This is a genomic window from Streptomyces sp. NPDC029956, assembly GCF_055574655.1.
The window spans coordinates 1-25,226 of record NZ_JBVHZJ010000060.1 but is presented as its reverse complement, the minus strand read 5'-3'; the positions used below and the strand labels follow the sequence as shown (position 1 = coordinate 25,226).

General features: G+C 68.9%; 20 protein-coding genes and 4 pseudogenes. 12 read left to right on the top strand and 12 right to left on the bottom strand.

Features of this window, described 5'->3' with window-relative positions:
* Window positions 1-286: 286 nt before the first annotated feature.
* The 4 genes and pseudogenes from ACZ4XX_RS33350 to ACZ4XX_RS33335 all read right to left on the bottom strand — a co-directional run bounded on the left by ACZ4XX_RS33350 (window position 287) and on the right by ACZ4XX_RS33335 (window position 5,152).
* A complete protein-coding gene (locus ACZ4XX_RS33350) occupies window positions 287-1,480 on the bottom strand; it encodes an FG-GAP-like repeat-containing protein (protein ID WP_468511619.1) in 1,194 nt (397 codons plus the stop codon).
* A 1,086-nt stretch (window positions 1,481-2,566) separates the two neighbouring features.
* Window positions 2,567-2,910: pseudogene (locus ACZ4XX_RS33345) on the bottom strand (transposase); the annotation flags it as partial.
* Between the two features lie 102 nt (window positions 2,911-3,012).
* A complete protein-coding gene (locus ACZ4XX_RS33340) occupies window positions 3,013-3,879 on the bottom strand; it encodes a GNAT family N-acetyltransferase (protein WP_468511596.1) in 867 nt (288 codons plus the stop codon).
* Window positions 3,880-4,573: 694 nt separating this feature from the next.
* Window positions 4,574-5,152 (bottom strand): TetR/AcrR family transcriptional regulator, encoded by a 579-nt coding sequence (locus ACZ4XX_RS33335; protein ID WP_468511595.1) that lies wholly within the window; start codon window positions 5,150-5,152, stop codon window positions 4,574-4,576.
* Between the two features lie 90 nt (window positions 5,153-5,242).
* Between ACZ4XX_RS33335 and ACZ4XX_RS33330 the strand changes: the two genes are divergently transcribed.
* The 4 genes from ACZ4XX_RS33330 (at window position 5,243) to ACZ4XX_RS33315 (ending at window position 7,282) form a co-directional block, all read left to right on the top strand.
* Complete coding sequence (locus tag ACZ4XX_RS33330) at window positions 5,243-5,689, top strand: anthrone oxygenase family protein (RefSeq protein WP_468511594.1); 447 nt, start codon at window positions 5,243-5,245, stop codon at window positions 5,687-5,689.
* A 173-nt stretch (window positions 5,690-5,862) separates the two neighbouring features.
* Complete coding sequence (locus ACZ4XX_RS33325) at window positions 5,863-6,288, top strand: DUF4267 domain-containing protein (protein ID WP_468511593.1); 426 nt, start codon at window positions 5,863-5,865, stop codon at window positions 6,286-6,288.
* Between the two features lie 209 nt (window positions 6,289-6,497).
* Window positions 6,498-6,800, top strand: coding sequence for a hypothetical protein (locus ACZ4XX_RS33320; RefSeq protein ID WP_468511592.1), 303 nt, complete (start codon window positions 6,498-6,500; stop codon window positions 6,798-6,800).
* Between the two features lie 98 nt (window positions 6,801-6,898).
* Entirely contained in the window at window positions 6,899-7,282 is a 384-nt protein-coding gene (locus ACZ4XX_RS33315; protein WP_468511591.1) for a DUF6233 domain-containing protein, read from the top strand.
* A 13-nt stretch (window positions 7,283-7,295) separates the two neighbouring features.
* Here the strand turns inward: ACZ4XX_RS33315 and ACZ4XX_RS33310 are convergent, their stop codons facing one another.
* Together ACZ4XX_RS33310 and ku are read right to left on the bottom strand one after the other, a co-directional pair.
* Window positions 7,296-7,595, bottom strand: coding sequence for a DUF2188 domain-containing protein (locus tag ACZ4XX_RS33310; RefSeq protein ID WP_468511590.1), 300 nt, complete (start codon window positions 7,593-7,595; stop codon window positions 7,296-7,298).
* An 18-nt stretch (window positions 7,596-7,613) separates the two neighbouring features.
* Window positions 7,614-8,537, bottom strand: coding sequence for a non-homologous end joining protein Ku (gene ku, locus ACZ4XX_RS33305; protein WP_468511589.1), 924 nt, complete (start codon window positions 8,535-8,537; stop codon window positions 7,614-7,616).
* Between the two features lie 855 nt (window positions 8,538-9,392).
* On the opposite strand from ku, the gene ACZ4XX_RS33300 reads away from it, so the two are divergent.
* Both ACZ4XX_RS33300 and ACZ4XX_RS33295 read left to right on the top strand, forming a co-directional pair.
* Window positions 9,393-9,827 (top strand): DUF6892 domain-containing protein, encoded by a 435-nt coding sequence (locus ACZ4XX_RS33300; protein ID WP_468511588.1) that lies wholly within the window; start codon window positions 9,393-9,395, stop codon window positions 9,825-9,827.
* Between the two features lie 168 nt (window positions 9,828-9,995).
* On the top strand, window positions 9,996-10,196 hold the full coding sequence (locus ACZ4XX_RS33295) for a hypothetical protein (protein ID WP_468511587.1): 201 nt from the start codon (window positions 9,996-9,998) through the stop codon (window positions 10,194-10,196).
* 37 nt (window positions 10,197-10,233) lie between these two features.
* Here the strand turns inward: ACZ4XX_RS33295 and ACZ4XX_RS33290 are convergent.
* Window positions 10,234-10,431: pseudogene (locus ACZ4XX_RS33290) on the bottom strand (LUD domain-containing protein); the annotation flags it as partial.
* Between the two features lie 432 nt (window positions 10,432-10,863).
* Between ACZ4XX_RS33290 and ACZ4XX_RS33285 the strand changes: the two are divergent.
* From ACZ4XX_RS33285 to ACZ4XX_RS33275, 3 genes are all read left to right on the top strand, one after another.
* The gene (locus ACZ4XX_RS33285) at window positions 10,864-11,838 is read left to right on the top strand and encodes an ROK family protein (protein WP_468511586.1); all 975 of its coding nucleotides are present in this window, start codon (window positions 10,864-10,866) and stop codon (window positions 11,836-11,838) included.
* 125 nt (window positions 11,839-11,963) lie between these two features.
* Window positions 11,964-13,142, top strand: coding sequence for a mannose-6-phosphate isomerase, class I (gene manA, locus ACZ4XX_RS33280; RefSeq protein WP_468511585.1), 1,179 nt, complete (start codon window positions 11,964-11,966; stop codon window positions 13,140-13,142).
* Window positions 13,143-13,477: 335 nt separating this feature from the next.
* Window positions 13,478-14,785: a cellulase family glycosylhydrolase gene (locus tag ACZ4XX_RS33275; protein ID WP_468511584.1), complete on the top strand. Its 1,308-nt coding sequence runs from the start codon at window positions 13,478-13,480 to the stop codon at window positions 14,783-14,785.
* 119 nt (window positions 14,786-14,904) lie between these two features.
* On the opposite strand, the pseudogene ACZ4XX_RS33270 reads toward ACZ4XX_RS33275, so the two are convergent.
* A pseudogene (locus tag ACZ4XX_RS33270) lies at window positions 14,905-15,942 on the bottom strand (LacI family DNA-binding transcriptional regulator); the annotation flags it as partial.
* On the bottom strand, window positions 15,939-18,338 hold the full coding sequence (locus ACZ4XX_RS33265) for a glycoside hydrolase family 2 protein (protein WP_468511583.1): 2,400 nt from the start codon (window positions 18,336-18,338) through the stop codon (window positions 15,939-15,941). The pseudogene ACZ4XX_RS33270 and the gene ACZ4XX_RS33265, both read right to left, overlap by 4 nt.
* 273 nt (window positions 18,339-18,611) lie before the next feature.
* Between ACZ4XX_RS33265 and ACZ4XX_RS33260 the strand changes: the two genes are divergently transcribed.
* From ACZ4XX_RS33260 to ACZ4XX_RS33250, 3 genes are all read left to right on the top strand, one after another.
* A complete protein-coding gene (locus ACZ4XX_RS33260) occupies window positions 18,612-19,937 on the top strand; it encodes an ABC transporter substrate-binding protein (protein WP_468511582.1) in 1,326 nt (441 codons plus the stop codon).
* A 119-nt stretch (window positions 19,938-20,056) separates the two neighbouring features.
* On the top strand, window positions 20,057-21,034 hold the full coding sequence (locus ACZ4XX_RS33255) for a carbohydrate ABC transporter permease (RefSeq protein ID WP_468511618.1): 978 nt from the start codon (window positions 20,057-20,059) through the stop codon (window positions 21,032-21,034).
* Window positions 21,031-21,909 carry a carbohydrate ABC transporter permease gene (locus ACZ4XX_RS33250; RefSeq protein WP_468511581.1) on the top strand — a complete coding sequence of 293 codons (879 nt, stop codon included), beginning with the start codon at window positions 21,031-21,033 and terminating at the stop codon, window positions 21,907-21,909. The genes ACZ4XX_RS33255 and ACZ4XX_RS33250 overlap by 4 nt, the downstream gene beginning before the upstream one ends.
* Window positions 21,910-21,985: 76 nt before the next feature.
* On the opposite strand, the gene ACZ4XX_RS33245 is transcribed toward ACZ4XX_RS33250, so the two are convergent.
* The 3 genes and pseudogenes from ACZ4XX_RS33245 to ACZ4XX_RS33235 form a co-directional block, all read right to left on the bottom strand.
* Window positions 21,986-23,017 (bottom strand): LacI family DNA-binding transcriptional regulator, encoded by a 1,032-nt coding sequence (locus tag ACZ4XX_RS33245; protein WP_468511617.1) that lies wholly within the window; start codon window positions 23,015-23,017, stop codon window positions 21,986-21,988.
* A 576-nt stretch (window positions 23,018-23,593) separates the two neighbouring features.
* Window positions 23,594-24,365 (bottom strand): annotated as a pseudogene (locus ACZ4XX_RS33240) (transposase).
* A 42-nt stretch (window positions 24,366-24,407) separates the two neighbouring features.
* The gene (locus ACZ4XX_RS33235; RefSeq protein WP_468511580.1) at window positions 24,408-24,977 is read right to left on the bottom strand and encodes a hypothetical protein; all 570 of its coding nucleotides are present in this window, start codon (window positions 24,975-24,977) and stop codon (window positions 24,408-24,410) included.
* Window positions 24,978-25,226: the final 249 nt, after the last annotated feature.

Genomic DNA, 25,226 nt, shown 5'->3' with positions numbered 1-25,226 from the left:
CCCGCCAGTGATGACGCGTGCCGCTTTCGGCGTTCACATGAACGGGCTCTGTCGCTGATCTTGTGATGTTGCGCTTGGCGGACACGGCGGGCCCGACACCGGATGGTGACGGACCCGCGGAGTCTTTGCCCTCTGCTCACACACCCGAGGCCACCACCTGCGACCGCTCATGCCAGGGTCGCTCCGCTCGCAGCCCAGGCACGTTCTGGCCCAGGTTGCCACGGCCTGGGTGGGGTTCTGCATGGTGAGCGGGCCGCCGGTGGAGGCGGAAGCCTCTTGGAGTGAGCTAGAAGCTGCCGTTCCTGGCCGGCCAGGTACCCCAGTTCATGCCCGGGTGCAGGCCGCCGGTACCGCGTCCTTGGTACCGGTAGAACCAATCCTCTCCGTTTACGGCGAGGAGGTCCGGGCGGTCGTCGCCGGACGAGTCGCCGACGGCGATGAGGGAGCGCATGGCGTTCCACCCACCGCCGATCAGGACACGGGTGCCGAAGGCGCCGGCCTTTCCGGGGTAGAGCCAGAGCCTGCCGGTGGATGCCTCGCGTGCGTACAGGTCGGCGCGGCCGTCGCTGTTCATGTCTCCGACGCCCAGGAGGGCGTTCATGCTGTTCCAGCCGCCGCTTCCGATCAGCTTCCGTACGCCCAGGGTCCCTCCTGTTCTGCCGGGGTAGAGCCAGAGCTTGCCGGTCGCCTTCTCGACGGCGATCAGGTCGGAGCGGCCGTCGCCGGACAGATCTCCGAAGGCGGTGATCCGGCTCATGCTGTTCCAGCCGCCGCCTCCCAAGAGTTTCCGCGCGCCGAGTCCACCTGTCCCGGTGCCGGGGTAGAGCCAAAGCCTGCCCGTGGTGGCTTCACGGGCGACGACGTCCTCACGGCTGTCGCCGCTGAAGTCCCCGTGCCGGACGAGCGCGTTGAAAGCGTTCCAGCCACCGCTCCCGACCAGCCGTCCTGTCTCATCCCCGGGAAGGAACCACAGGCGCCCCGCAGGATCACGGACCAGGATGTCCGCCTTCCGGTCAGCGTTCATGTCGCCGAATCCAGACAGTGTCGGCGAAGTCTCTGCGTACCAGTTGTCAGGGAAGGACGGCGGCGGAGGCTTCCATTCGCAGTCCCGCAAAGAAGGAACGAACTTGACCGACTGAATGTTGCGGCCTTCGCTCAGACTGAGAAGTGAACCGCTGTCGACGTAGGTGTAGCTGGCTGACCAGTCGTAATGAGGCTTCTCGTACAGGCAGGCGAGCCGTGAAGTCCGGTTCATGACCAGACGGAACGTGCCGGCCCAGGTGCCCAGCGTCGCCCTTTCCCCGCTGAACTTGAGCATCGAGCCCGCGCCGTTGTCGGTCTGCCAGGCGCAGAAGTACCCCGACGGGCAGTCCCGGACGTCGGCGTGTGCGGGCGCCGCTGCACCGCCGACCAGGCCGAGTGAAGTGAGCCCCAGCGCCGCGGCCGTTGAGCCCAGACGCCGAAGCAGTGATGTACGCATGCGTTCCCCTCCCAGATCGCGGGGTTCATACGTCCGCGCGATCAAGGGAGGAGTGTGCCACGGTGGGCCGGCGCGGGGCCCACTGGCTTTGGTGCAGCGCGGAATCTTGGGGCAGCGTCTGGGGACCTTGCTGCCGCGCAGTCAGCGGCTTGAGCCCCGGGTAGCGGCATGTGCCGAAGCGGGACTCGGCATGCACGGCAGGTGCTGTTGCCGTCCGACCCGCTGGATCGCCGCTCTGGTGATGCTTGGTCAGCGTCTGCAGGAAAGCGAGGGAGCTCGGGATGAGGGTTGTTCTCCGTCGTTCGGCTGCCGCTGTTGGCCACAGGCCGAGGCTATGGCGCGGGCGAGCCTGCGCGGCGCTTGGTCATGCGTAGAGAAGGCCCCGCTTTCGTACGAGGCCGAACCGGGCTCGGCCGACCATCTCGCGTTTGAGCATCTTGATCCGTTGACGTGGCCTTCGGCGACGTCTGAGCTCCAGGGCAGGGTGAGGCCAGTGACGACCGCATCGCGGTCACGGTCGATGCCCGCGGCGAGTGTAGGGAGGCTGGGGATGTTGTCTCGCCGAGCGGCATCGAGCCGCTGCGGCAGCCGTTCGCCCTGGCGCCCGTTAGGCATCTGGCCGAAGGAGCGTACGTGGCCGGCCGACGTTGCCTGGCGTCTCAGAGAGGCGGCGGGGGGGGGGGGGGGGGGGGGGGGGGGGGGGGGGGGGGGGGGGGGGGGGGGGGGGGGGGGGGGGGGGGGGGGGGGGTTCCCCCCCCCCCCCCCCAGGTCAGCCGATCAACTTGTGCAGCACGGGCACGCTGGCTCCAATGGCTGTCACGCCCGTCGCGATGGCTGCGGGCGCGGAGTTGTCGTGGAGCATCATGAGTCCGCCCATGGCGACACCGATGATGACCCTCGGTCGTCTGGCGGGTTGTCATCACCGGTACCTCCTGGGCACCTGATCGAGCCCAGTCCCGGCCGTTCTCTTGGGTGGTGCGCGCCTCGTGGCCGGCGGTCCTGCTGCTCTCTGCCTGAGAACACCCGCGCCGATCACGGCTACGCTCAATACGCCACCCTGGGCTCGGGCAGCAGTCCCGCAGGGACCTCTTGCCGGGCACCTGCGGCATGCCGATGGGCACGGGCGATGGTGGAGTCGACCGACACCGCCCACTCGATCGTCCCGACCGCGTCATCGTGCGCCTGGACCTGCGTGAGGATCCGATCCCAGGTCCCGTCCGCCGTTCACCGGCGCAGCCGCTCATGGCAGGTCTTCCACGGCCATACCGCTCCTGCAGATCCCGCCATGACGCCCCCGGGCGTATCTTCCACAAGAGCCCGTCGATGACCTGGCGATGATCCCGCCACCGGCCACGACGCCCGTTGGAGCGCGGCAACAGCGGCATGTTCCGCCCCCAGACCGCATCGGTCAATTCACCACGACGAATCATCCGACCACCATCGAACCCCGACCTACCCCATGTCCTCAAAGGGCGTTCGGGACAAGCCAGGGTCAGCGACGCGGCCTGTCCGATACCGCCGCCTGATCGTTCTCAGGCGGCTCGGCTGACGTCCAGCCGTTCGGACGACGGTTCGTAGCCGGCTGCCTTGTAGGCGGCTACGGCGGCAGCATTCGAGGTCGGGGTGCTGACGAGTGCGCTTGACGCACCCAGTTCACGCAGCGCCGCCGCAGCGGCGAGGCTGATCGCCGTCCCGTAGCCGCGACCGCGATGGTCGGCGTGCACGCCCACCGGCTCCAGCAGGCCGGGCTTGCCGGGCCCGGCCGACCAGACCGTCGCCGCGGCCACCGCGTTGTCCTGGTCGTCGTAGCCGATCAGGCAGCGGGCGTCGGCGTAGACCGGCCCGGCCGCGAGGACGTGCCAGATCTCCTCGGTGAACGCCGGGCTGCCGAACGCCGAGCGGTGCACTGCGGTCCGCACCCCCGCCGTCTCCTGGCCGGCTACCTCGATGCGGAGGCCGGAGTCCTTCACCGGCTGGGCAAGGTCGTGGCGCAGCGGTGTCCACGGCTCGTCCAGAATCCAGCCCGCCTCCAACAGGACCTCGCGGAGCAGGGCGCCGTTGGGGATTTCGAGGCCGACTTTCCCGGGCGGCAGGACCCCGCGCTCCGGATCATCGAGGTCCGCCAGCAGCTGGCGCGCCAGATCACCGTCCTGTCGCAGATCCGGCGCGGTCGTCAGGCGCAGCACATCAGGGTCGTCCAGGTATCCGACGGCAATGAGCCGTCCGTCCACGCTCCAGGTGCGGACGGCCGCGGCCAGCCTCTCCGCGCCCAGCGCCCAGGCCCAGCCGAGGTCTCCCGGATGGAGTTGCAGCGGCGTGCGGTCGTCCTGCCATGCGCGGAGGGCATCCACGACCCCGGTCAGCCCATCGACGCCGGGCTCGTTCAGAACGATCGTCATGTCCCGCATCTCACACCATCGCGGCGACCGGCCGCACCTGGTTTCGCTCAGACAGTCAGATCGGCAGGACACGCCCTGGCTAGCCGGGTGGGTGTGGTCTCGTCCATCGGGCGGCCGTCAAAGGTCCTGCGCCACGGGAAGTGAGACTCCGAAGAACCTGATCCGAGCCTGAGTTCCGGCAGCAGATGTTCACCAGTCACGGTTCTGCGTCTGACACAAGGCGAGGAACCCGGTCATGTCGGGGGTCGGCTTTCCTTGAAAGCCTGCCCTGAGCCACGTGCGAAGGCCGTTTCTGCGGGGACGTCCTCGTAGGGCGGCAGGCCCCGCCGCCTGAGTTCAGCGCGTGGCGGGCCTGCTGGGACAGCCGTGGGTGACCTCGACGACCACCCGCCACCGCCGCCCGTCGGTCTTGCCCTGCGGGCCACCCCGAACAGCGGGCCGCGTAAGACCAGGCCGCTGCGGCGTACCGCCGCGTCACGGGCATCGGCCTCCATCGCGGCCTCTACCGACTCCACCGGAACCCTCACCACCACCGGCCCCCCGTCCTGGCCCGCATCCTCTTCGCGCATGAAGCCGTCCTGGCGGCCTCCGTGCGGTGACATCACGGTTTCGCCGGATCGTCCACCGTCCCGGGTGTCGCCCTGGCAGCGGTGGGGCCCGAGTATCCCGGCTGTGTGCCCGCCGGGACGGTGTGTCAGACCATGGCGAGCCGGTCCACCAACAGCACCACCCTCGGCTCGGCGTCCTCGGGCAGCAGGCGGCCCGCTCGGGTCAGGGTCGCCAGGCCGTGCAGAGCCGCCCAGAACACCTCGGTGAACATCCCCGGGTGGACGCCGTCGCCTGCTACCTCGGCGAGGGACTCGAGCAGGGAGGCGAACGCGTCCTTCAGTGGCTCGGGGGTGTCCTCCTGCGCGTACGCCAGGCCGCCGTCGAGCTGGAACAAGGCGTCGTAGACCGCCGGGTTGTGCTCGGCGAAGTCGAGGTAGGCGTGGGCGAGGGCGGCGACCCGCTCGCGCGGGCTGTTCGCTCTGGAGGTCGCGTCACGCACCGCCGCGGCCAGCTCGGCTGCGCCTTCGAGGGCGACGGCGCCGATGATCTCGCGCTTGCCGCGGAAGTGGCTGTAGAGGACGGGCTGGCTGTATTCGATGCGTTCGGCGAGGCGGCGGGTGGTGACCGCGTCCCAGCCTTGCTGCTCGGCGAGTTCGCGGGCTGTCGCCACGATGAGGCGCTCGCGGTCCGCCCGTTCGCGTTGCTTGCGTTCTTGTACCGACATGATTCGATCCTAGCACTGCTAGACAATCGAGCGGCAGCAGTACTAGCGTTGCCTCATCAGCTAGCAACGCTAGATACCGGAAGGGTCATCATGCTCAACGCACTTGAGGTCGTCACCACGGTGGTCGTCGGCCTGATGGTGGGGGTGGAGTTCTCCGTCGCCTTCGTCATCAACCCGATCTTCAACGCACTCCCCGAGGACAGCGGCCAGCTCGGCCGCGCCCATGGCGGCCGGATGCTCGGCGCCGTGATGCCGGTCTGGTACATCGGCTCACTCGTCCTCGCCGCGATCTGGGCCATCGCCGGATGGAGCCAGGACGGCGCCGGCCTCGTCGTCACCGCCGGCGCGCTGCTGATCGTCAGCGTGATCATGTCGATCCTGCTGCTCGTCCCGATCAACAACCGTGGCAAGACCTGGACTCCCGAGAACCGGCCCGCCGACTGGAAGCAGCAGATGAAGCGCTGGGACCGCTACCACTACGTCCGCGTCGCCGTCATCATCGCCGCCTTCACCCTGCTTGTCGCCGCCCGCACCTGACCGAGGACCGGACGTCGGCACCCTCGAACTCCGCTGGTTCCCCAGACGCCGGCCCCCGCAACACCCGTGGCGCGCTCGGCCGAGTTCGCGTCCCGCGCCGCCTGGCCAGGCCCCCTCCCGTACGACTTGCCAGGCGCTCACTCAGCCCGTAGAGACTCGCAAGGAGAAGCTCCATGTCGCTCAAGAAGATCAACACCGTCCTGGCCGCCACTTTCATCCTGTTCATCCTCTGGTTCGGGACGGAGTACATCCTGAGCCCGGAGACGACGGCGCCGGGCTACGGCCTGCCGAGCTGGCCGTCCGGCGACGGCGACGGCTTCCTGGTCGTCAAGGGAATCCGTGATGTCGTCCTGGCCCTGGTTCTGGGCATCCTGCTGGTGACGGGTCACCGCCGGGCGCTGGGCTGGGTACTGCTGGTTGAGGCTCTCGCCGCCTACGGCGACATGACGAACGTGCTGGCGCACCACGGATCCGTGGCCACCGCGCTCGGCGTCCACGGCCTGACCGCGACCCTGATGGTGGTCAACGGCCTGCTGATCATGCGCGAGACCCGAAACGTCGCGGCCGCTCCGAAAGAGCTCGCCCCGCAGCCCGCCTAGCGCGGATCGGGCCGCGGACCGAGGCTGCGCAGCGCTGCCTGCCGGTTCGCCGTAGCAGATACGCGAACAGGGCGAGATCGGTGAGTCGGGCCGTAGGGAGGGGCGGGGCGTCACCGCGATGAGTCCGTGGGTGGTGGCCGTGCGGGTGATGGTCTCCGCGAGTCGTGTCGTGGACCGGCCAGAAAATCGAACAGGCGTATGATTCAGGTGTGGCTGATACCCCTCCCTTCCCCGATGACCTGATCGAGACCCAGCAGCGTCTCCACCAGGCCCGCGCCGAGTTCACGGCCCTGTGCCGGGCCCTTCCCTGGTCGGTGGAGCCGCTGCCCGGCTGGACCGGCGCGGTACACCCGCACACGGGAGAGGTCACGGGGGGCCGCGCGCCTTCCCCCGGGTACACGCCGGAGGAGCAGGCCGAGGAGAAGCGCCTGTGGGACCTCGTCCGTGAGCTGTCGGTCGCGGTGTCCACGCATCCGTACTGGGCCGCCTTGGGGAAGGATGCCGGCTGGTGAAAGCCCGAGCGGAGCTGAAGCGGCACCCCAAGGCCCAGCCGGACGCCGCACGTGCTGCCGGCGATGCCCAGGCGGCGTGAGTAGGGGGAGTCATGGGGATGCCGGCAGCCGTTCGACTGGAGAAGAAGAGGGTGCTGCTGGGGTGGCTGCGGTACCAGGCCGCGGTCACCGAGCGGGAGTTCCGGGACCTGGAGGCCCAGGACGCCGAGGACAAGCGGCGCAGGGAGGTCACGCGCCGCGAGCAGGCGTGGGTGGTCTCGGCGCCCCGCACTTCCGACGGGCATCCGATGCTCCACCGGGGAAACTGCGGCCCCAGGGCCCATTACAGGGCCGGGGAGCTTCCGGACGTGGACGGTGTGCTGGGCACGGCCGAGGAGTGTCCGGACCTGGAGATGTGCGAGGCGTGCGCGCCGTGGGGGAGTCTCGGCATCGACAAGCCCGTCGGACGACCCGCGTTGCCGGCGGAGGTCGAGTTCCCCTGAGCGGGGCTGGACTCTAGAAGACGACGCCGCCGCGTGCCCTTGCCCTACGGCCACGTCCGGCGGGGGACGCCGCGGGCGGGGTGCCGTAGGCGTAGGTGGTGCGGATGTGCCCATCACGAGCGTGGACGACGACGTGCGCAGGGGTGTGTTCCTTGGCCCGGTGGCGTGCGGAGTCGATCGCGTCCTTCTGCGTCCGGTGCGGCTCGTGCAGCATCCGGCGGCCTTCCCTTCCCTCGACCTGCCACTTCACGCCTGCGGCTGCAGCCCTCTCCCCGGACGGTGCCACGTGATAGACGGTGTGCTTCGCTGCCATGACTCCTCGTTTCCACGTTCAGGCTGACTTCCGGCGCCTCGCCGACGTTGCCTTCTTCGCGGTCTTCTTGGCCGGCATCGCTTTCTTCGCGGCCGCCATCTTCTTCGGCTTCGGCATCTTGTGGACGGTCGCCTCGCCCCCGTCGACGGTCTCGCCGCGGCGTTCGCGGGCGTCGGCGACGGACTTCTCCAGCGCGGCCATGAGGTCGACGACCGGCGCCGCCGCCTTCTCCTCACCCTTGGCGGGCTTTGGCGCCCGGTGCTCGGCCTTCGCCTCGATGACCTCGTGGAGCGCCTCGGTGTACTGGTCGGTCACGTCCAGGTCGGCGAGGGAGGCGACGGTCATCGTCTCCATCAGCTCGAGCGCGCCTTCGAGCTCGTCGTCGGTCAGCTCGGTCTCGGGCGGGGTGATCTCCTCGGAGGAGCGGATCTCGTCTCCCCAGTGCAGGCCGGACAGGAGCAGGGCGTCGCCGAGGGGGCGGAGCAGGCCGAGCCGTTCGCGGCCGCGGAGGGCGAACTTGGCGACGGCCACCTTCTCGTTGCGCTCGAGGGCCTTGCGGAGCAGCACGTACGGCTTCGCGGCCACCTGTCCGTCGGCGGTCAGGTAGTACGAGCCGGCGCCGTACTGGACGGCGTCAACGGAGGACGCGGGAATGAACGCCACGATTTCGATCGCCTTGGCCGTGGGGAGGGGCATGTCCGCCAGGTCCTCGTCCGTGATCGGGATGACGTGGCCCTTGCTGATCTCGTAGCCCTTGCCGATCTCGTCCTCGGTGAGGACCTGGCCGTCGCTCTCGCAGATCTTGCGGTACCGGATCCGGCCGCCGTCCTCCACGTGCACCTGCCGCAGGGAGACGTCATGTCGATCGGTCGCATTCTCAAGCTTGATAGGTACTGTGACCAGGCCAAACGACACTGCACCGGACCATAGCGGGCGGGGCATCCGCACTCCTTCAGGCCCCCTGGACGTGCTCCCAGGCTAGGCAGACCTCGCCCGTGATCGCACGCCCCTGCGGCTACCCGGTGACGCGGACCCGGAGCTCGTACGGCGCGCCGCTGCTGATCGCCTGCGCCTGCTCGAGCAGGCCGCCTCCGGTGAAGCCGAGGAGCGCGTCGTCGGCCGCAGTGCGGTTGGTTCAGCTTCGCGGATCCGCATCCTTGCCTCCCCGGGTGGAACTGCAGCCGGTGGCCGTGCCCGAGACGGGAGTGACGCCGCTGCCCGCCACCTCGGCCATCCGCACCCAGGCCGTGACACTCGGCCCCGAGGAGTACGACGACCAGGACGACCACGACGAAATCGCGCCTGACACATACGACCCTGCACGATCGGGATGGAGGCGGGAACCCGAAGAACGCTTCGGGAGGCAGCGCGAAGTGCTCGGGTCCCTCGGAGGGAGCCCCTCCTACCTCGAGCACGACCGACTGCCCGCATGCCCCTCCTGCGCCGGCACGATGGATTTCGCGCACCTGGAGGAAGGGATCTCCCGGCAGACCGGGATGAACCTGGGCGGCCAGCTGGGCTACGTCTTCGTCGCCTCGCCTGCCGCGAAGGTGCCTTTCACACTGACTGAGCACACCGGACGCCGGGGCCCTCGGTCCAGGACGTGCCCCACTCGGATGGCGTCGGCCCGGCCAGCCTCTGGCAGGCGTGCAGGAGCAGCTGCTCGTTCTCGGACGCTACAACCGAAATGACAGGCTTCGCGCCGTCGGCCGCGCCGCGCCCCCGAAACCGCTGGCGCTGTACCTGGCCGGCGGCCGGGCTCGGCCCCGTGTCGTACCTCCGTGGTACTCATTTCCCATGAGCCAGTTCCGCGACTTCCATTTCAAGTTGCTCGTCATCGAGCAGCTCATGTACGGCCCCGAGCCGCTCCTCCCGGTCTACGACCTGCCCGCACGGCTGGCCGACCGGGGGATCGGCGACCCGGCGTCCCACGTTCTGGAGAACGGTCTCCACGCGGAGATGCTGCCGGAGTCCCGGGCCCATTTCGAGGCCCTGGAAATCCCGGCCGAGCTGCTCGCCGGCGTCGAGGAGCTGTGCTTCGACGCAGGGGCGGACGTCTTCCGACACTGCGCCCCCGCCTGGGACGGCGAGGACGACCTGTTCGACGTCCGCTCGCTCGACGACCTCGCCCTGTTGCCCAACCTGCGGGAGGTCACCTTCGTGGAGGACGGCGTCCTGGCCGTGCCGGACGCGGCGGAGGTCTTCGCCGCGCGCGGCATCGACACCGACTGAGCCCCGTCCCCGTCATGGCTGGTCGACCAGCGACCAGCCATGACGGTTGACTTCCAGGGCTTATGCTGGCAGGAATCCTGCCAGCACAAGCTCTTCTGGCGGGGAGTCAGTTCTGGTTGTCGGGGCGATGCTTCTGTACGCGATGGATTCGTTGCTCACGCTTGCGCCATGATCGTCCGTACAAGTCCTGGATCGCACCGCACCGTCCTGGACGTCGAGGTGTCTCTCTTGTGGAGAGACAGCTTCTTCAATGAGGTGGAGGACCTTACAGAGCAGGTCCACGTGGCGGCCGCCGCTGATGGGGCGCTCGGCCGTCTGGTTCAGGTACGCGAGGTTTCTGTGTGCCGTGCCCTCATTCTCCGTGACTGACGAGCACCACATGGAGCTGTCTCGGTCCGTGAACGCCCTAGACACGGTCGAGTTCGATGTCACTGGTGGCGGAGGGACCGGAGATCCACGTCTGCGGACGGGCCGGGTCGAGACGGGGTAGTGCCTGTGGCACGGAGGCGACGACCTGGTCGGCGCGTACGACGCAGAAGTACAGGTCGGGGGAGAGGGTGAGGGCGCGGCGGCCCTGGCCGGGGCCGCCGTCCAGCACGATGGTTTGAAGGCATGGGCCTCGAGGCCGGGGTCGTCGGCCTGCCGGGCGCTGGCCAGGGCCTCGGATTACTGGGAGCGGACGTCATGGGGGCGGCCTGAGTCGAGGGCGAGCCCCCGCGGCCACGGCGAGGTTTCCGGTCGCGGAGTGCAGTCGGCGCCCCATCGGTTCGCTGTACCGGCCCTGCCGGATCCAGACGTACGCGGTGTCAGCGCGCTGGCCGCCTGCCGGACGGTGCTCCACCGCCCAGGCTCGGCCCTCCGCGCGCGTGAGCCCGGCGCCGGTGGTGCGCGGCCTGGACGATGATTCGGCTGGGGTCCCTTCACCTCTTGCGTCGCCATGTGACTTAACCGGATCCGTTCCTCTCTAGACAACGTTGTCAGCACTCGGCAGAGTAGGACCCTGCACAGTTCGGACGGTTCTAGAGAGGTTGCGCGGATGGTGTACGGAGCGCTGGACATCGGTGGTACCAAGATCGCCGGGGCGCTGGTCGATGCCGGGGGACGCGTGATGGTGCGGGCGCAGCGGCCGACGCCCGCGCGTGAGTCCGCCGAGGCGATGATGGCCGCGGTGACCTCGGTGGTGGACGAGCTGGCCACCCGTCCCGAGTGGGCTTCGCTGTTCTGCCTGGGGATCGGGAGCGCCGGACCGGTCGACACCGCCGCGGGCACGGTCAGCCCGGTCAACATCCCGGCCTGGCGTTCCTTCCCCCTGGTGGAGCGGGTGCGGAGCCATCCCGCCGTCCCGGCGGGCATCGAACCGGTGCTCGTCGGCGACGCGGTCGCCATGACGGCGGCGGAACACTGGATCGGTGCGGCGAAGGATGTGGCGAACGCCCTGTGCATGGTCGTCTCGACCGGCGTCGGTGGTGGCCTGATCCTGGGAGGTTCCGTACATGCGGGTACGACCGGGAACGCCGGTCACATCGGACACATCACCGTCGACCAGAACGGTCCTGAGTGCCCCTGCGGCGCCCTGGGATGTGTCGAGCGCTACGCCAGCGGCACGGCGATCGCGGCCTACGCGCTCGAATCGGGCTGGACGCCCCCGGTCGGTCTTCCCGCCACGGCCCGTGAGGTCGAGGTCTCGGCCCGTGCCGGTGACCCGAAGGCCCTCGCCGCGTTCGACCGGGCCGGCCGCGCCCTGGCCGCCGCCATCGCGGCGACGGCCGCGCTCGTCGAACTCGACCTGGTCGTCGTCGGAGGTGGGGTCTCCCAAGCAGGCGAGGTGTTGTTGGTGCCACTGCGGCACCATCTGAAGTCGTACGCCGTCCTCGACTTCACCCGTGATGTCCCGGTCGCGCCCGCCCGGCTGGCCCTCGACGCCGGACTGATCGGCGCGGCCGCCGCCGGCATCACCGCCCCCGGGCTGTCCCGCGCCGGGGCTGGCACGAGGGGGCGGACGGCCACCTGACGTCCGGCCTCCACCGGTTGCGCGGCCTTCTCTTCGTGCCCGCGCACACCGGAACCGAGCGCCCTCGGCGGGCGCCGTGGCGTCCCCGTCCTCCCACCTCACCGTACGTACTCCAGGAAACGACCATGTACCTGCTCCGCAACACCGTCCAGACCTACGACTGGGGCTCCCGCACCCTGCTGCCGGAACTCATGGGCGTGCCGCCCACCGGAGCACCCCAGGCCGAACTCTGGATGGGTGCCCATCCAGCGGCGCCCTCCCGAGTGTTCAGGGGTGAAGCCCTGATACCGCTGGACCGGGTCGTCGCCGAGGATCCGGAGGGCGAACTCGGAGCGGTCACCATGCGCCGGTTCGGGCCCCGCCTCCCCTTCCTGGTCAAGCTCCTGGCCGCTGATGCGCCGCTCTCCGTACAGGTGCACCCAGACCTCGCCCAGGCCCAGGCCGGATTCGCCCGGGAGAACGCGCTGGGCGTGCCCCTGGACGCGCCGCACCGCAATTACCGCGACGACCAGCACAAGCCCGAGATGATCGTCGCCCTCACCCCGTTCCGGGGCCTTTGCGGCTTCCGGAGCCCGGCGGACGCCGCCGACTTGCTCGACTCCCTGAAGGTGCCCGCGCTGCGTCCGTACGCCGCGACCCTGCGTGTCGTTCGTGGGCCCCAGGCGCTCGCGGAGGTGTTCCGGGCCTTCCTCCGCCCGCCGGCGGGCCTGCTCGACGCTGTCGCCCGGGCGGTGGCGGGCTCGGAAGAGCCTTGCATCGCCGCCTACGACAGAGTCGCACAGGTGTACCCGGGCGACTCCGGGCTGTTGTCGGCGCTGATGCTCCGGTACGTGGAGCTGAGCCCCGGCGAGGCCTTGTTCCTCGGCGCCGGAGTCCCGCACGCGTATCTCTCCGGGCTCGGGGTGGAGATCATGGCGAGCTCCGACAACGTTCTGCGGTGCGGACTGACCTCCAAGCATGTGGACACGGAAGAACTCACCCGGGTCGTCCGCTTCGACGCACCCCCGCCTCGCGTCCTGACCCCTCGGGAGGGGACGGGTGAAGAGGTATATCCGGCGCCGGTGGACGACTTCCGCCTGACGCGGTACGTCCTCCGCGCCGGTGAACCGGGGCGGCGCGTGGCGCTGGACGCCCCGCAGATCCTCCTCTGCATCACGGGGGCCATGACCACCTCGTCCTCCGAGGAGACCCTCGACATCGGCCCCGGGCAGGCCGTGTACGTACCCGCGGGTGCCGAGGCCGTTCTGGCAGGGGCCGGCACGGCCTTCCGCGCCACGACGGGTACGGCGGAACGCCTCGGATGAGCGGTGGTCAGCAAAACCGCCGCTGAACTTAACCGGTTATGTCCAAGCTATTGTTATCGACCGTCACGGCCTCTAGCCTCAACTCGGCCGCCAGAACCGGCAGGAGAACTCGCTGATTCACGAAGGCGACGACCTGACCCGTATCTGCGGTTAATCCCCACTGCCCGGAATCGAGCCGCAGCAATATCCGGGCAGTGGGGACCGGCGGCGGTCCGCCCACCACTCGTGGGCCCACCCGGGGCTACCGACCCCGATCAGCCGCGGTCTCACTCCATGTCAGGCACCACCGCCCCCACATTTCCTCCCGGGGCGCGGTACCGAGTTGGGAGCACCACATGAACAGGACACGGGTCTTCTCGGCAGCGACGCTGCTCGCCCTCGCCGCCACGATCACCTCGGTCCCCGTCACCGCCCAGGCCGCCGAGCGCTCCAACGGCTTCCGCGTCGTGGACGGACGGCTCGTCGACGCGACCGGCAAGGACTTCGTCCTCCGCGGCGTCAACCACGCCCACACCTGGTACACGGACCGCACCGGGCGGTCCCTGGCCGACATCAAGGCCCTCGGCGCCAACTCGGTCCGCATAGTCCTCTCGACCGGCACCCGCTGGACGAAGAACGACGCCGTCGACGTCGCGGCCGTCGTCTCCCAGTGCAAGACCAACCGGCTCGTCTGCGTTCTGGAGGCCCACGACACCACCGGCTACGGCGAGCAGAGCGAAGCAGCCACCCTCGCCGAGGCCGTCGACTACTGGATGGAGGTGGCGAACGCCCTCAGGGGCCAGGAGAAGTACGTCATCGTCAACCTCGGCAACGAGCCACACGGCAACGTCGGCTACACCGCCTGGACGCAGGACACCAAGGACGCCATCGGCCGCCTGCGCGCAGCCGGCTTCGACCACACCCTGATGGTCGACGCGCCCAACTGGGGACAGGACTGGTCGGGCACCATGCGCGAGAACGCCCCCGCCGTCTTCGCCTCCGACCCCGACCGCAACACCGTCTTCTCCCTCCACATGTACGGCGTGTACGACACCGCCGCCGAAGTCGAGGACTATCTCGGCAGTTTCGTCGACCGCGGACTGCCCATCGTCGTCGGCGAGTTCGGCTACGACCACTCCGACGGCAACCCCGACGAGGGCGCCATCATGGCCGCAGCACGCCGGCTGGACATCGGCTATCTGGGCTGGTCCTGGAGCGGCAACGGCGGCGGCGTCGAGTACCTCGACCTCGCCACCGGCTTCGATGCCGACCGGCTCAGTGCCTGGGGCGAACGACTCTTCCACGGTCCCGACGGCATCCGCCAGACCTCCCAGGAGGCCGGCGTCTACCGGCGCGGCTGCTCCATCGCCTACCGCCTGGACGACTGGGGAACCGGCTTCAACGCCGACGTCACCGTCCGCAACACCGGCGAACAGCCCCTCAAGGGCTGGAAGCTCGACTTCGCCCTCCCGGAAGGCACCACGGTGAACTCCGCCTGGAACGCTTCCGTCACCCAGACCGGCCGACAGGTCCGCGCCACCAGCGAGTCCTGGAACGAGTCCGTCCCGATCGGCAGGGCCGTGAGCTTCGGCGTCAACGTCGCGGGCCCCGGTGCCGTGCCCGCCTCCTTCAGCCTCGATGGCGTCCCCTGCGCCAAGGGCTGACCCCCCGTCTCGCACCTGCCGCGCCGGGTGCGTGAGGAGCGGGGTCCGTCGGCACGCCTCTCACCCGGAACCCGTTCCTCGTCTGCTTCCGGCGCCCCCTGGGGGACGCACGACGTACGTCGAGGCGGGCCTGTCGACCCTCTCGGAGTCAGGGACGGAGTGGGTACCTGACGGGCGCCCTTGTGGGTGCCCTCGATGATCTCGAACAGGGTCCGGGCCACCTCCTCCCCGAAGTGGTGCACGTCGTGACTCATCGCGGACAACGGTGGATGCGTCAGCCTGCACAACTGCGAGTCGTCCCACGCCAGGAGGGAGACGTCGTCGGGTACCGAGAGGCCCATCTCCGAGGCGACCGCCGCCCCGGCGACGGCCATGATGTCGTTGTCGTACACGATCGCCGTCGGCCGGTCCGGGGACATGAGGAGACTGCGGGTGGCCCGAGCCCCTTCCTCTCCCACGAAGCCGGTCGCCACCTGCCGCCCTCCGTCCAGGCCCAGCTCGGCCATGGTCGCCTCGAAAGCAGTGGCGCGGATGCCGCTGTGGCCCAGGCCGGTGGGGCCGCCGACGCGGGCGATCCGCCGGTGCCCGAGCGCAGCCAGGTACCGCACCGCCTCGGCGGCTGCGGAGGCGTCGTCCGTCCAGACCGAAGGGAACCCGCCGGTCAGCGACGGGTGCCCGACGGCCACCACGGGCATGCCGAGGGCCCGGAGGGGCGGGATCCGCGGGTCGTCCTGGTGGAAGTCGACGAGGATCGCCCCGCCGACGGTCCTGCTGCGCCACCACTCCTGGTAGAGGGCGGCCTCCTCGTCCAGGTCGCGGACCAGCCGGAGGAGGAGGGAGCAGAAGCGCTCGGCGAGGACGTCCTCGATGCCGGAAATGAACTCCATGTAGAAGGGTTCGAGGCCGAGGAGCCGGGCCGGCCGGCAGATCGCCAGGCCGACTATGCCCGCCCGCTGGCCGGAGAGGTTGCGCGCGGTCTGGTTCGGGCTCCAGCCGAGCTCCCGGGCCGCCGCGAAGATACGCTCCCGGGTCGTCGGGGACACCCCGGGCCGGTTGTTGAAGGCGATGGAGACGGCGCCTTTGGACACCCCGGCCAGCGCGGCGACATCGTTGATCGTGACACGCTGGGCGGGGGCGCGAGAGGCTGGGGCGCTCACACCGCCCCCACGCTGAACAGGGCCCTCCGTACGGCCTCCGGATCGTCGCCCGCCCAGCCGCGGACCGCGATCCGGACCTCCTCGCCCGGCAGCAGGGTGACAAGCCCGCGGTCGGCGCTCGCCGCCGGTGCCAGCCGGTCCGCCTGGAGCAGGAGATCCCGGACGAGGGTTCGTGCGGTGATCACCACGACCGATCCGCCGTCGCCGGTCGGCTCGATCCGGAGGTCGTAAAGCGGCACCGGATAGGCGAACTCCTTGTCGTACACCGGGAGGTGGACCGACCGCAGGCCGTCCGCGTCGGCGACCAGGAGCTCCTTCGCGGAGACGGCGTCCGGCAGCAGCGAGCCCGGGACGACCAGCCGTACCACCGTCCGGGCGGCGGCCTCCAAGTCGAACACGGCCTCCCGCAGCACCACGCCGTCCGCGCCGAGGCGGCGCAGGGTGACGGTGGTGCGCCAGGTGGCGCCGGACTGGTTGTCGAGGACCAGGACCGGACCCTCCTCGGTGGGCACGAGGCTGAGGAGCCGGTCGGCGTAGACGCGGCGCAGCTCGTGATAGAGCGGCTTGAGGTGCCCGTCGCCGTCGATCGCGGCCCAGGAGCTCACCGGCCAGCAGTCGTTCAGCTGCCACACCACTGTGCCGGCGCAGAGGGGCCAGTGAGAGCGCCAGTGCTCGATGCCGGCGGCGACCGCGCGGGCCTGGACGACCTGGGCGAGGTAGTGCCAGCGGTCGAAGTCGCCCTCGGGCAGGCCGAAGTGGCGCTCGATGCCGCGGTTCAGCTTGCCGTTGCCGTCCTCGGCCTTCTGGTGGTGCAGCATGCCGGGGGAGTCGGGGGAGAGGTCCTCGCCCGACAGGGCGCGCCGCAGGGTGCTGATCGCGGGCGGTGCCTGCCAGCCGAACTCGGCGCAGAAGCGGGGGACGTCGGCCCGGTACTCGGCGTAGTCCTGCCGGTTCCACACCTCCCACGAGTGGTGGGTGCCGTGCCGGGGATCGTTGGGGTGGTGGTCCCAGGAGCCGGACCAGGGGCTGCCGGCGGTGTAGGGGCGGGTGGGGTCGAGCTCGGCGACGACCCGGGGCAGGATCCCCAGGTAGTAGCCCTCGCCCCAGGAGTCGCCGCCGAGTGGGGCCTCCCACTCCCAGTCTCGGAACCCCCAGAGGTTCTCGTTGTTGCCGTTCCACAGGATGAGGCTGGCGTGTGGCATCAGTCGGACAACGTTGTCACGCGCCTCCGCCTCCACTTCCCCGCGCAGCGGCTGTTCCTCGGGGTAGGCGGCGCAGGCGAAGAGGAAGTCCTGCCAGACCATCAGGCCCAGTTCGTCGCAGATGTCGTAGAAGGCGTTGTCCTCGTAGATCCCGCCGCCCCAGATGCGGACGAGGTCGATGTTGGCCTCGGCGGCCTGGGTGAGTCGGGTGCGGTAGCGCTCGGGCGTGACCCGGGACGGCAGCACGTCGTCCGGGATCCAGTTGACCCCGCGCGCGAAGATCCGTACGCCGTTGACGACGAAGGTGAAGCCGGTGCCGTGCTCGTCGGTGGAGCGGTCGACGGTGACGGTACGGAAGCCGATCCGCCGCGACCAGGAGTCGAGCGGCGTCCCGTCCTCGTCCAGGAGCTCGACGGCGAGTCCGTACAGCGGCTGGGAACCGTGTCCCCGAGGCCACCACAACTCCGGCTCGGAGACCTCCAGGCGGAGCACCGCCTCCGCCCCCTCGAAGGAGGTCTCGGCGGCCACGCCGGCGACCGTGGCCCGCAGTGTGAGGGGGCGGCCCGCCCCGCTGTCGGTGCGCGCGGCCCCGACCCGCAGCTCGACGCGGCCGGTGGTGCCGTCCACGGTCACCAGCGGGCGGACCTCGGCGAGCCGGGCGGTCGACCAGTGCTCGATCCGCACGGGCCGCCACATGCCTGCGGTCACGACGGTCGGGCCCCAGTCCCAGCCGAAGGAGCAGGCCATCTTGCGGATGTACTGGAACGGCTCGGGGTACACGTTGGGCCGGTCGCCGGTGAGGGCGCGGACCCGCTCGGCCTCGTCGTAGGCCGAGTCGAAGCGAACCTCCAGCGTTCCGGCCCGTCCCGTGACGTCGAAGCGGTGGACGCGGTGCATGTTGCGGGTCGAGCCGAGGGACACGCCGTCGAGCAGGACCTCGGCGGCGGTGTCCAGGCCCTCGAAGACCAGCTCGCTCCGCTCGTGCCCGCCGTCGTGGGCGCCGAGGTCCATCACGTACGACCACGTCCGGAGCCCGACCCAGGCGATCCCCGTCTCGTTCACCCCGAGGAACGGGTCCGGTATCACCCCGCTGGTGAGCAGGTCAGTGTGGACACAACCGGGCACCTGCGCGGGGAGCAGTGCGTCCTCGTGGCGCAGGCTCCACCCCTCGTGCAGCTGGGTGACGTCCTTCATGGTGTGCGGCTCCAATCGCCTGGCGGTGGGCGGGATGCGTGTACGGGCCGACAAGTTAGCCGTACTTTTACTTAACTGTCCATGAACCGGTCAAGCTTGGCCCTCCATGGTGCACTGCCCATCGGGCACGGGGGTATCAGCCCCTGGCAATCGACTGACCCGGGTAACGATTAGGCATCACGCTGGAAATCAGTACTTTACCGGTTCACGACCGGCTGACATAGTGCCGTCATCCCACCGATGACCTGAGCCGTGACTTGAAGGAGTTGGGCCATGGGGAACAAGAAGACGACCGCGCTCTCGGGCGCTGTGCTGGCCGCCGTGACGCTTGCGCTGTCGGCGTGCGGCGGCGGGGGCGGCGGTGCCACCGGTGAGGTGGCCGCTCCTCCGTCGGATCCGAAGGAGGTCTCCGGCGAGATCAAGGTCCTCACTCAGCGGACCGATCTGGCACAGAACGGAACGCTGGAGAAGTACGCGGCTGAGTTCAACAAGATCTATCCCAAGGTGAAGGTCACCTTCGACGGGATCACCGACTACGAGGGGGAGGTGAAGATCCGTATGAACACCAAGTCCTACGGTGACGTGCTCTTCATCCCCGGTGCGGTGGCCAAGAATGACTACCCGAAGTTCTTCGCTCCCCTGGGGACGACCGAGGAGCTGTCGAAGTACCGCTTCAGCGACAAGACCGAGGTGGACGGCAAGGTCTACGGCATCGCCCAGTTCGGAACCGCCAACGGCTTCGTGTACAACAAGGCGCTGTGGAAGAAGGCCGGTGTCACCGCCTGGCCCAGGACGCCGCAGGAGTTCATCGCCGGGCTGAAGGCGGTCAAGGACAAGACCGGCGCGACCCCGTACTACACCAACTTCAAGGACGGCTGGCCACTGGTTCAGTGGACCGCCAACAACGGCTCGGTCGGCTGCGATGCGCAGGCGAGCAACAAGCTGGCCGGGCCGGTCTCGCCGTGGAAGGAGGGTGGCGAGCTGCGCACGATCGACGGCCTGCTCCACGACATCGTCAAGCAGGGTCTGTCGGAGAAGGACCCGACCACCACCAACTGGGAGAACTCCAAGTTGTTGCTGGCCGACGGCGAGATCGGCGCGATGATGCTGGGCTCCTGGTCGATCACGCAGATGCAGGGCGTAGCGAAGGACTCCGGCATGAACCCGCAGGACATCGGGTTCATGCCCTTCCCCGTCCAGAAGGACGGGAAGTTCTGTGCGGCGCTGGTGTCCGACTACCAGCAGGCTGTCAACGTGCACTCGGACAACAAGCCCGCGGCGCGTGCCTGGGTGGACTGGTTCACCGAGAAGTCGGGCTTCGCGGAGAAGGAGGGCGTCGTCTCCGCGGTGAAGTCCGCTCCCATGCCCGCCACGCTCAAGGAGTTCGTTGACAACGATGTCATCTTCTTCGACCGCTCGGAGGCCAAGACGGCCGCGGTCAACGACATCGACGACGCCGCAGAGATTGGGCTCAACAAGCAGGACTACCGCCAGAAGCTGATCGACACGGCCCGCGGCGCCGAAAAGGGCAGCTTGGAAGACTTCTTCGCCGGCCTGAACAAGAGGTGGGACGAGGCGGCGAAGACCGTCGGTAGCTGATACCGGCGGAGTGGGCCCCGGCCGCACGACGCCGGCCGGGGCCCCTGGACCTTCCGCGGCAGCGGACACGAAAGGCCGACATGACCCAGATCACCGACACCGCACCAGAGGGCGCCGCCATGACAGGGCGATCCAGCAAGGACAGGACCAATGCCGACACGGGGAACGACCGGCGCCGCCCGTCGGGACCCCGGCGCGGCCCCGCCGCCGGGCAGACGAGGGCGTGGCGCGACTCGCCACTGCGGCGGATGACGCCGTGGCTCTTCCTCGCGGCCCCGCTCGCCCTGCTGATCACGTTCACGTACGTCCCTGTCGCGAGCATGATCTCGTACAGCTTCACCGACTGGGACGGGGTGAGCCCGGACCGGGAGAACGTGGGGTTCGACAACTACGCTCAGATCTTCACCCGCCCCGAACTCTTCCGGGTGTTCTTCGTGAGCGGCTACTACCTTGCCGCGTCCGTGGTCCAGATCGTGGTCGCGCTGTACTTCGCGGTGATCCTCAGCTTCAACCTGCGGTTCAGGAATCTCTTCAAGGGCATCCTGTTCTTCCCCTACCTCATCAACGGCGTCGCGATCGGCTTCGTGTTCCTGTACTTCTTCCAGGAGGGCGGCACGCTCGACTCCGTGCTCGACTGGTGCGGCGTGACGACCGATCACCCTTGGCTCGGCGACCCCACTTCGGCGAACGTCTCCCTCGCGGGTGTCTCCGTCTGGCGCTTCACAGGGCTCAACTTCGTCCTCTTCCTCGGCGCAATCCAGTCCATCCCCGGCGAGCTGTACGAGGCGGCGGAGCTGGACGGGGCCGGGAAGTGGCATCAGTTCCGGCACATCATCGCCCCGAGCATCAAACCCGTGATCAGCCTGAGCGCGATCCTGGCGATTTCCGGCTCGCTGTCGGTCTTCGAGATCCCCTACATCATGACCGGCGGCGCGACCGGTACCCAGACCTTCGTCATCCAGACGATCAAACTCGCCTTCCAGTTCAACAAGACCGGCCTGGCCTCGGCCGCGGCCGTGGTACTGCTCCTGATCATCCTGCTGATCACCTGGATCCAGCGCCGGCTCGTGCCCGACGACAAGGTGGACCTCGTATGACCTCCCGCGACCTCACCGCCACCCTGCACCACACCCACACCCGCACCCGCCGGCGCCTGCCCGTCGGGAGCGTACTGAACTACCTGTCGCTGATCGCCGCCTCGGTGGTCGTGCTCCTGCCGCTGGCCGTCGTCTTCCTGACCTCGCTCAAGACCTCCGAAGAGGTCGGTGAAGGCAGTGCGCTGTCGCTGCCGGGCAACTGGTTCAACCTCGACAACTACGTCACGGCGTTCAACGACGGCAAGATGCTGATGGCCTTCGGGAACACCGCGTTCATCCTGGTCTTCTCGATCGGCGGGACGGTGATCATCGGTTCCATGACCGCGTACGCCGTTGACCGCTTCGACTTCCGGGGCAAGAAGCTCGTCATGGCCGGCTTTCTGGTCGCCACCCTCGTACCGAGTGTCACCACCCAGGTCGCGACCTTCCAGGTGATCAACGGCTTCGGTCTGGTCGACACCCGCTGGGCGCCGATCCTGCTCTACATGGGCACCGACATCGTCTCGGTCTACATCTTCCTGCAGTTCATCCGGGGCATCCCCGTCTCGCTCGACGAGGCCGCCCGCCTTGACGGCGCCAACGCCTTCACGATCTACCGGAAGATCATCTTCCCCCTGCTCAAGCCGGCGATCGCCACCGTCGTCATCATCAAGGGGATCACGACCTACAACGACTTCTACATCCCCTTCCTCTACATGCACTCCGAGGACCTGGGGACGATCTCCACCGCGCTCTTCCGCTTCAAGGGCCCCTTCGGGGCACACTGGGAGGCCATCTCGGCCGGCGCGATCCTGGTCATCCTGCCGACGCTGGTCATCTTCCTGCTGCTGCAGCGCTGGATCTACAACGGCTTCTCTCAGGGAGCCACGAAGTAGCCCCGGAACGGAAGGACGAGGCCGGGCCGTACGAGGGGACGGCCCGGCCCCGCACGGTCTCCCCGTGGACGGGAGATCAGCGCGGGCTCGGCTCCGGAGGCGGGGCAGAGGTGCTGCCCCGGGGCACGAAGCGGGCGTACCCCTCACGCATGCTGCCGACGTCCTCCCCGCCGATCAGGGCGAGCAGCGCGGTCGCGGAGCGAGCCCCGTACGCCGGGATGTCGCGGGTGACCGCCGACAGCATCGGGCGCACCACCTGCGTCAGGGGCGACTCGTCCCAGGCGACGATCGACACGTCCGCCGGGATCGAGAGGCCCAGCTCTTGCGCCACCGACAGCGCGGCCACCGCCATGATGTCGTTGTCGAAGACGATCGCCGTCGGCCGCCGGGGCGAGATCAGCAGGCCCCGCGCGGCACGCGCCCCCTCGTCACCGGTGTAGTCGGTGTGCACCACGGTCGCCTCCGGGATCCCCGCCTCCCGGCAGGCCTCCGCGAGCGCCGCGTCGCGGACCACCGTGTGCGCGAGCCCGGCCGGGCCCGCCACCCGCGCGATCCGCTGGTGCCCCAGCGTCGCCAGGTACCGCACGATCTCGTGCACGCTCTCGCCGTCGTCGGACCAGATGGCCGGCAGCCCCCCGGCCTCCTCCGGCGGGCCGATCGCCACCGCAGGCAGGCCGATGTCTCGGATGGCGTCGACTCTTGCGTCATCGGTCTGCAGGTCCATGAGGAAGACGCCGTCGACCCGCCGTTCGCCCCACCAGCGCCGGCAGACCTCGATCTCCTGCTCCTGGTCGGCCGCCATCTGGAGCATCAGGGCGAACGCGTGCTCAGCGAGGACGGTCTCCACGCCGCTGATGAACTCCATGAAGAACGGCTCCACCCCGAGCGTCCGCGCCGGGCGCCGCACGACCAGTCCGACCGCCTGCGCAAGCCCGCCGGTCAGCGCCCGAGCAGCGCTGTTCGGGCGCCATCCCAGCTCCTCGGCGATGCCCTTGATCAAGGCACGGGTGCCCTCCGAGACTCCGGGCTGGCCGTTGAGCGCGTATGAGACCGCCACCTTCGACACACCCGCCCGACGCGCGATGTCCGCCATCGTCGGCCGCTTCACTGCCACCCCAGCTCCATCCTGAACCCTCGATACCCCGACCCTACCGCCAGGCCGTGTGCGCAGTGGCAGGTCTCAGCGGGGGCAGTGGGTGGGGCGGCACGCCCCCAGGTTGGGGTTCGACGACGAGGCCTTCGCCCGAACACGCTTTCCACGCAAGCTAGTTGAAGCAGATGACATGCCCCGGCTTCATCTCTGCGGTCGCTCGAAGTTTACCGGTAAATTAGTTTCCCGGGTGAGTCGCCCCGCAGATTCAACACGTACCCTGGACACCCTGCTGACCACCGTCGCCAAGCACAAGACCTGCAGCTCAGTCCGGTCTGAAACGATCAACAAGACGGTTCGGGACCGGACGAGAAGGCCAACGACGCCGCGTCGGTGTCCGCACAGCGGGCCGCCTTGTCGCCTTCTCACTCGGCAGCTGGCAGCAGCGCTGTCCGATCGACTGATCTGCTGCATCCTTCCGGTCCGATGCCTTGGATCTGCGTGAACCTGCGAGGCAGAGGGATGTTCTAAGGGCTGTCCCGTAAAGATCTTTGAGTCGGTAGGCCATGACCGGCTCCTGCCCGCGCGGCTTGCCTATCGGCCGAGTGCGAGGTTGTGCAGGTGGGCGATTCCGCTCATTGCGTGATGGACGCCGTCACCCTTCAATCGGCAGTCTCGGAGGATCTTCCAGGTCTTCATGCGGGCGAAGGCATGCTCGACACGGGCGCGGACCTGGCGATGGGAAGTGTTGTGCTCTTCCTTCCAAGTCGGCAGTTTGCTCTGCCCGCGCGCGCGCGGCGGTGCGGGATGACCAGGCCGGTGCCTCGGTGGCCGCCGTCGGCGATCACGGTGGTGCGGCCGACTGCGTCTTTGGCTCCGGACAGCGCCCACGCCTTGCAGTCGTTGCGGTTGCCGGGCGACGGCCGGCCGACCACGACGACGCGTCGGTTGTCGGCGTCAATGACGACCTGGTGGTTGGTGGAGTATCGGTAGTTCTTCGACTGCTCGGCTACTGCGTGGTCGTGGGTGGGCACCAGCGTGCCGTCCACGATGAGCACCGTGTCCTTGCGGAACCGTCTGCGGGGCTTGAGCGCGAGCAGGGGGCCGAGGTGGCCGATGATGCGGTCAGCCGCGGACTTCGAGATATCGAGCAGTGGTGCGAGCTGCCGTAGCGTCAAGTTGGTGCGCCAGTAAGCCGTGACCAGCAGTACCCGGTCTCCAGCGGCAAGCTCCACGGTCGGCCTCTGCGGACCGCGTCAGCTCCTTCGCGCCGCAACTGTGTCACCAACGTGTCACAACAGAGGGGACTCAGCCCAGTGAACGGGGCTATCCAGGAAGGCCTTGACGCCGTGATCACGCCAGACACCGCAAGATCTCTTCACGGGCCGCAGTGCCGGCTTGCGGGTAGTCAGGAGGGACATCGCTGCGATTCCACAGCCCTGAGCAGACGCTCGCGGTCGTCCACGCTGATCAATCCGTCCGGAAGGGTCCCTTCCTCCAGCAACGCGCGCAGGTCAGAAGCGTGTGCGGCGAAGGCAGCCCTGCACCACTCGCGTTCCGGCTGATCGCAGTCCTTCCCGAACATCATCACCTGGCGTTCATCGTCGGCGTTGACGGGCAGAGACAGCTCCGCGGCAAGGATCAAGAGTTCTACAAGGTCGGGCCGCACCACGATGCCAGGGACGGCTGCCAGGCGGATCAGGAAGGGCAGGACGGCCGGCATCACGGCGCTCACGCGGAAGGCGCTGTTCATCAGGACGTTCTCCAGTACGGGCAGAGCCGCGGGGCCGGCTACCTCATCCAGGAGACTGCGGAGCAGGACCGGGATCCCCGCAGGGCACCCGGGAATCCGCGACCAGTCGACATCCGTGCAGCCCAGCAGCGCGGGGTGGTCGCATGCAGCTCGCTCCATCTGCGGATACTTGCGGAGGAACTGAGCGACGGCAGCCTCTTTGACCGCCGCATCCATCACGCACATCTCTCTGCCCCTGCCCTCACGACTTCGCCCCGAACGGCGTCCGCGAAACTCTTCCCGGGGCAGGCGCCAAACGCAAGTGCCAGGCCAGTAGCCGCCACCTCCCGCCCTAGGGTAGCGGCGCCCCAGCCCGGCACTGGATTTCGGGACAGCCCTTAGAGGTCGTTTTCGTCCAATGTTTCATCCCGAGATGGGATGCTCTGTGACTTTCTTCGGGTCGCGCCAGGAGATGGTGTTCTCACTGGTGAGGCG

What these genes read in the sequence shown, in the direction of transcription:
- ACZ4XX_RS33350 (WP_468511619.1), bottom strand. Translation starts at nt 1,480, where the DNA reads ATGCGTACATCACTGCTTCGGCGTCTGGGCTCAACGGCCGCGGCGCTG.
- ACZ4XX_RS33340 (WP_468511596.1), bottom strand. Translation starts at nt 3,879, where the DNA reads ATGACGATCGTTCTGAACGAGCCCGGCGTCGATGGGCTGACCGGGGTC.
- ACZ4XX_RS33335 (WP_468511595.1), bottom strand. Translation starts at nt 5,152, where the DNA reads ATGTCGGTACAAGAACGCAAGCAACGCGAACGGGCGGACCGCGAGCGC.
- ACZ4XX_RS33330 (WP_468511594.1), top strand. Translation starts at nt 5,243, where the DNA reads ATGCTCAACGCACTTGAGGTCGTCACCACGGTGGTCGTCGGCCTGATG.
- ACZ4XX_RS33325 (WP_468511593.1), top strand. Translation starts at nt 5,863, where the DNA reads ATGTCGCTCAAGAAGATCAACACCGTCCTGGCCGCCACTTTCATCCTG.
- ACZ4XX_RS33315 (WP_468511591.1), top strand. Translation starts at nt 6,899, where the DNA reads ATGCCGGCAGCCGTTCGACTGGAGAAGAAGAGGGTGCTGCTGGGGTGG.
- ACZ4XX_RS33310 (WP_468511590.1), bottom strand. Translation starts at nt 7,595, where the DNA reads ATGGCAGCGAAGCACACCGTCTATCACGTGGCACCGTCCGGGGAGAGG.
- ku (WP_468511589.1), bottom strand. Translation starts at nt 8,537, where the DNA reads ATGCCCCGCCCGCTATGGTCCGGTGCAGTGTCGTTTGGCCTGGTCACA.
- ACZ4XX_RS33300 (WP_468511588.1), top strand. Translation starts at nt 9,393, where the DNA reads ATGAGCCAGTTCCGCGACTTCCATTTCAAGTTGCTCGTCATCGAGCAG.
- ACZ4XX_RS33295 (WP_468511587.1), top strand. Translation starts at nt 9,996, where the DNA reads ATGATCGTCCGTACAAGTCCTGGATCGCACCGCACCGTCCTGGACGTC.
- ACZ4XX_RS33285 (WP_468511586.1), top strand. Translation starts at nt 10,864, where the DNA reads ATGGTGTACGGAGCGCTGGACATCGGTGGTACCAAGATCGCCGGGGCG.
- manA (WP_468511585.1), top strand. Translation starts at nt 11,964, where the DNA reads ATGTACCTGCTCCGCAACACCGTCCAGACCTACGACTGGGGCTCCCGC.
- ACZ4XX_RS33275 (WP_468511584.1), top strand. Translation starts at nt 13,478, where the DNA reads ATGAACAGGACACGGGTCTTCTCGGCAGCGACGCTGCTCGCCCTCGCC.
- ACZ4XX_RS33265 (WP_468511583.1), bottom strand. Translation starts at nt 18,338, where the DNA reads ATGAAGGACGTCACCCAGCTGCACGAGGGGTGGAGCCTGCGCCACGAG.
- ACZ4XX_RS33260 (WP_468511582.1), top strand. Translation starts at nt 18,612, where the DNA reads ATGGGGAACAAGAAGACGACCGCGCTCTCGGGCGCTGTGCTGGCCGCC.
- ACZ4XX_RS33255 (WP_468511618.1), top strand. Translation starts at nt 20,057, where the DNA reads ATGACAGGGCGATCCAGCAAGGACAGGACCAATGCCGACACGGGGAAC.
- ACZ4XX_RS33250 (WP_468511581.1), top strand. Translation starts at nt 21,031, where the DNA reads ATGACCTCCCGCGACCTCACCGCCACCCTGCACCACACCCACACCCGC.
- ACZ4XX_RS33235 (WP_468511580.1), bottom strand. Translation starts at nt 24,977, where the DNA reads ATGTGCGTGATGGATGCGGCGGTCAAAGAGGCTGCCGTCGCTCAGTTC.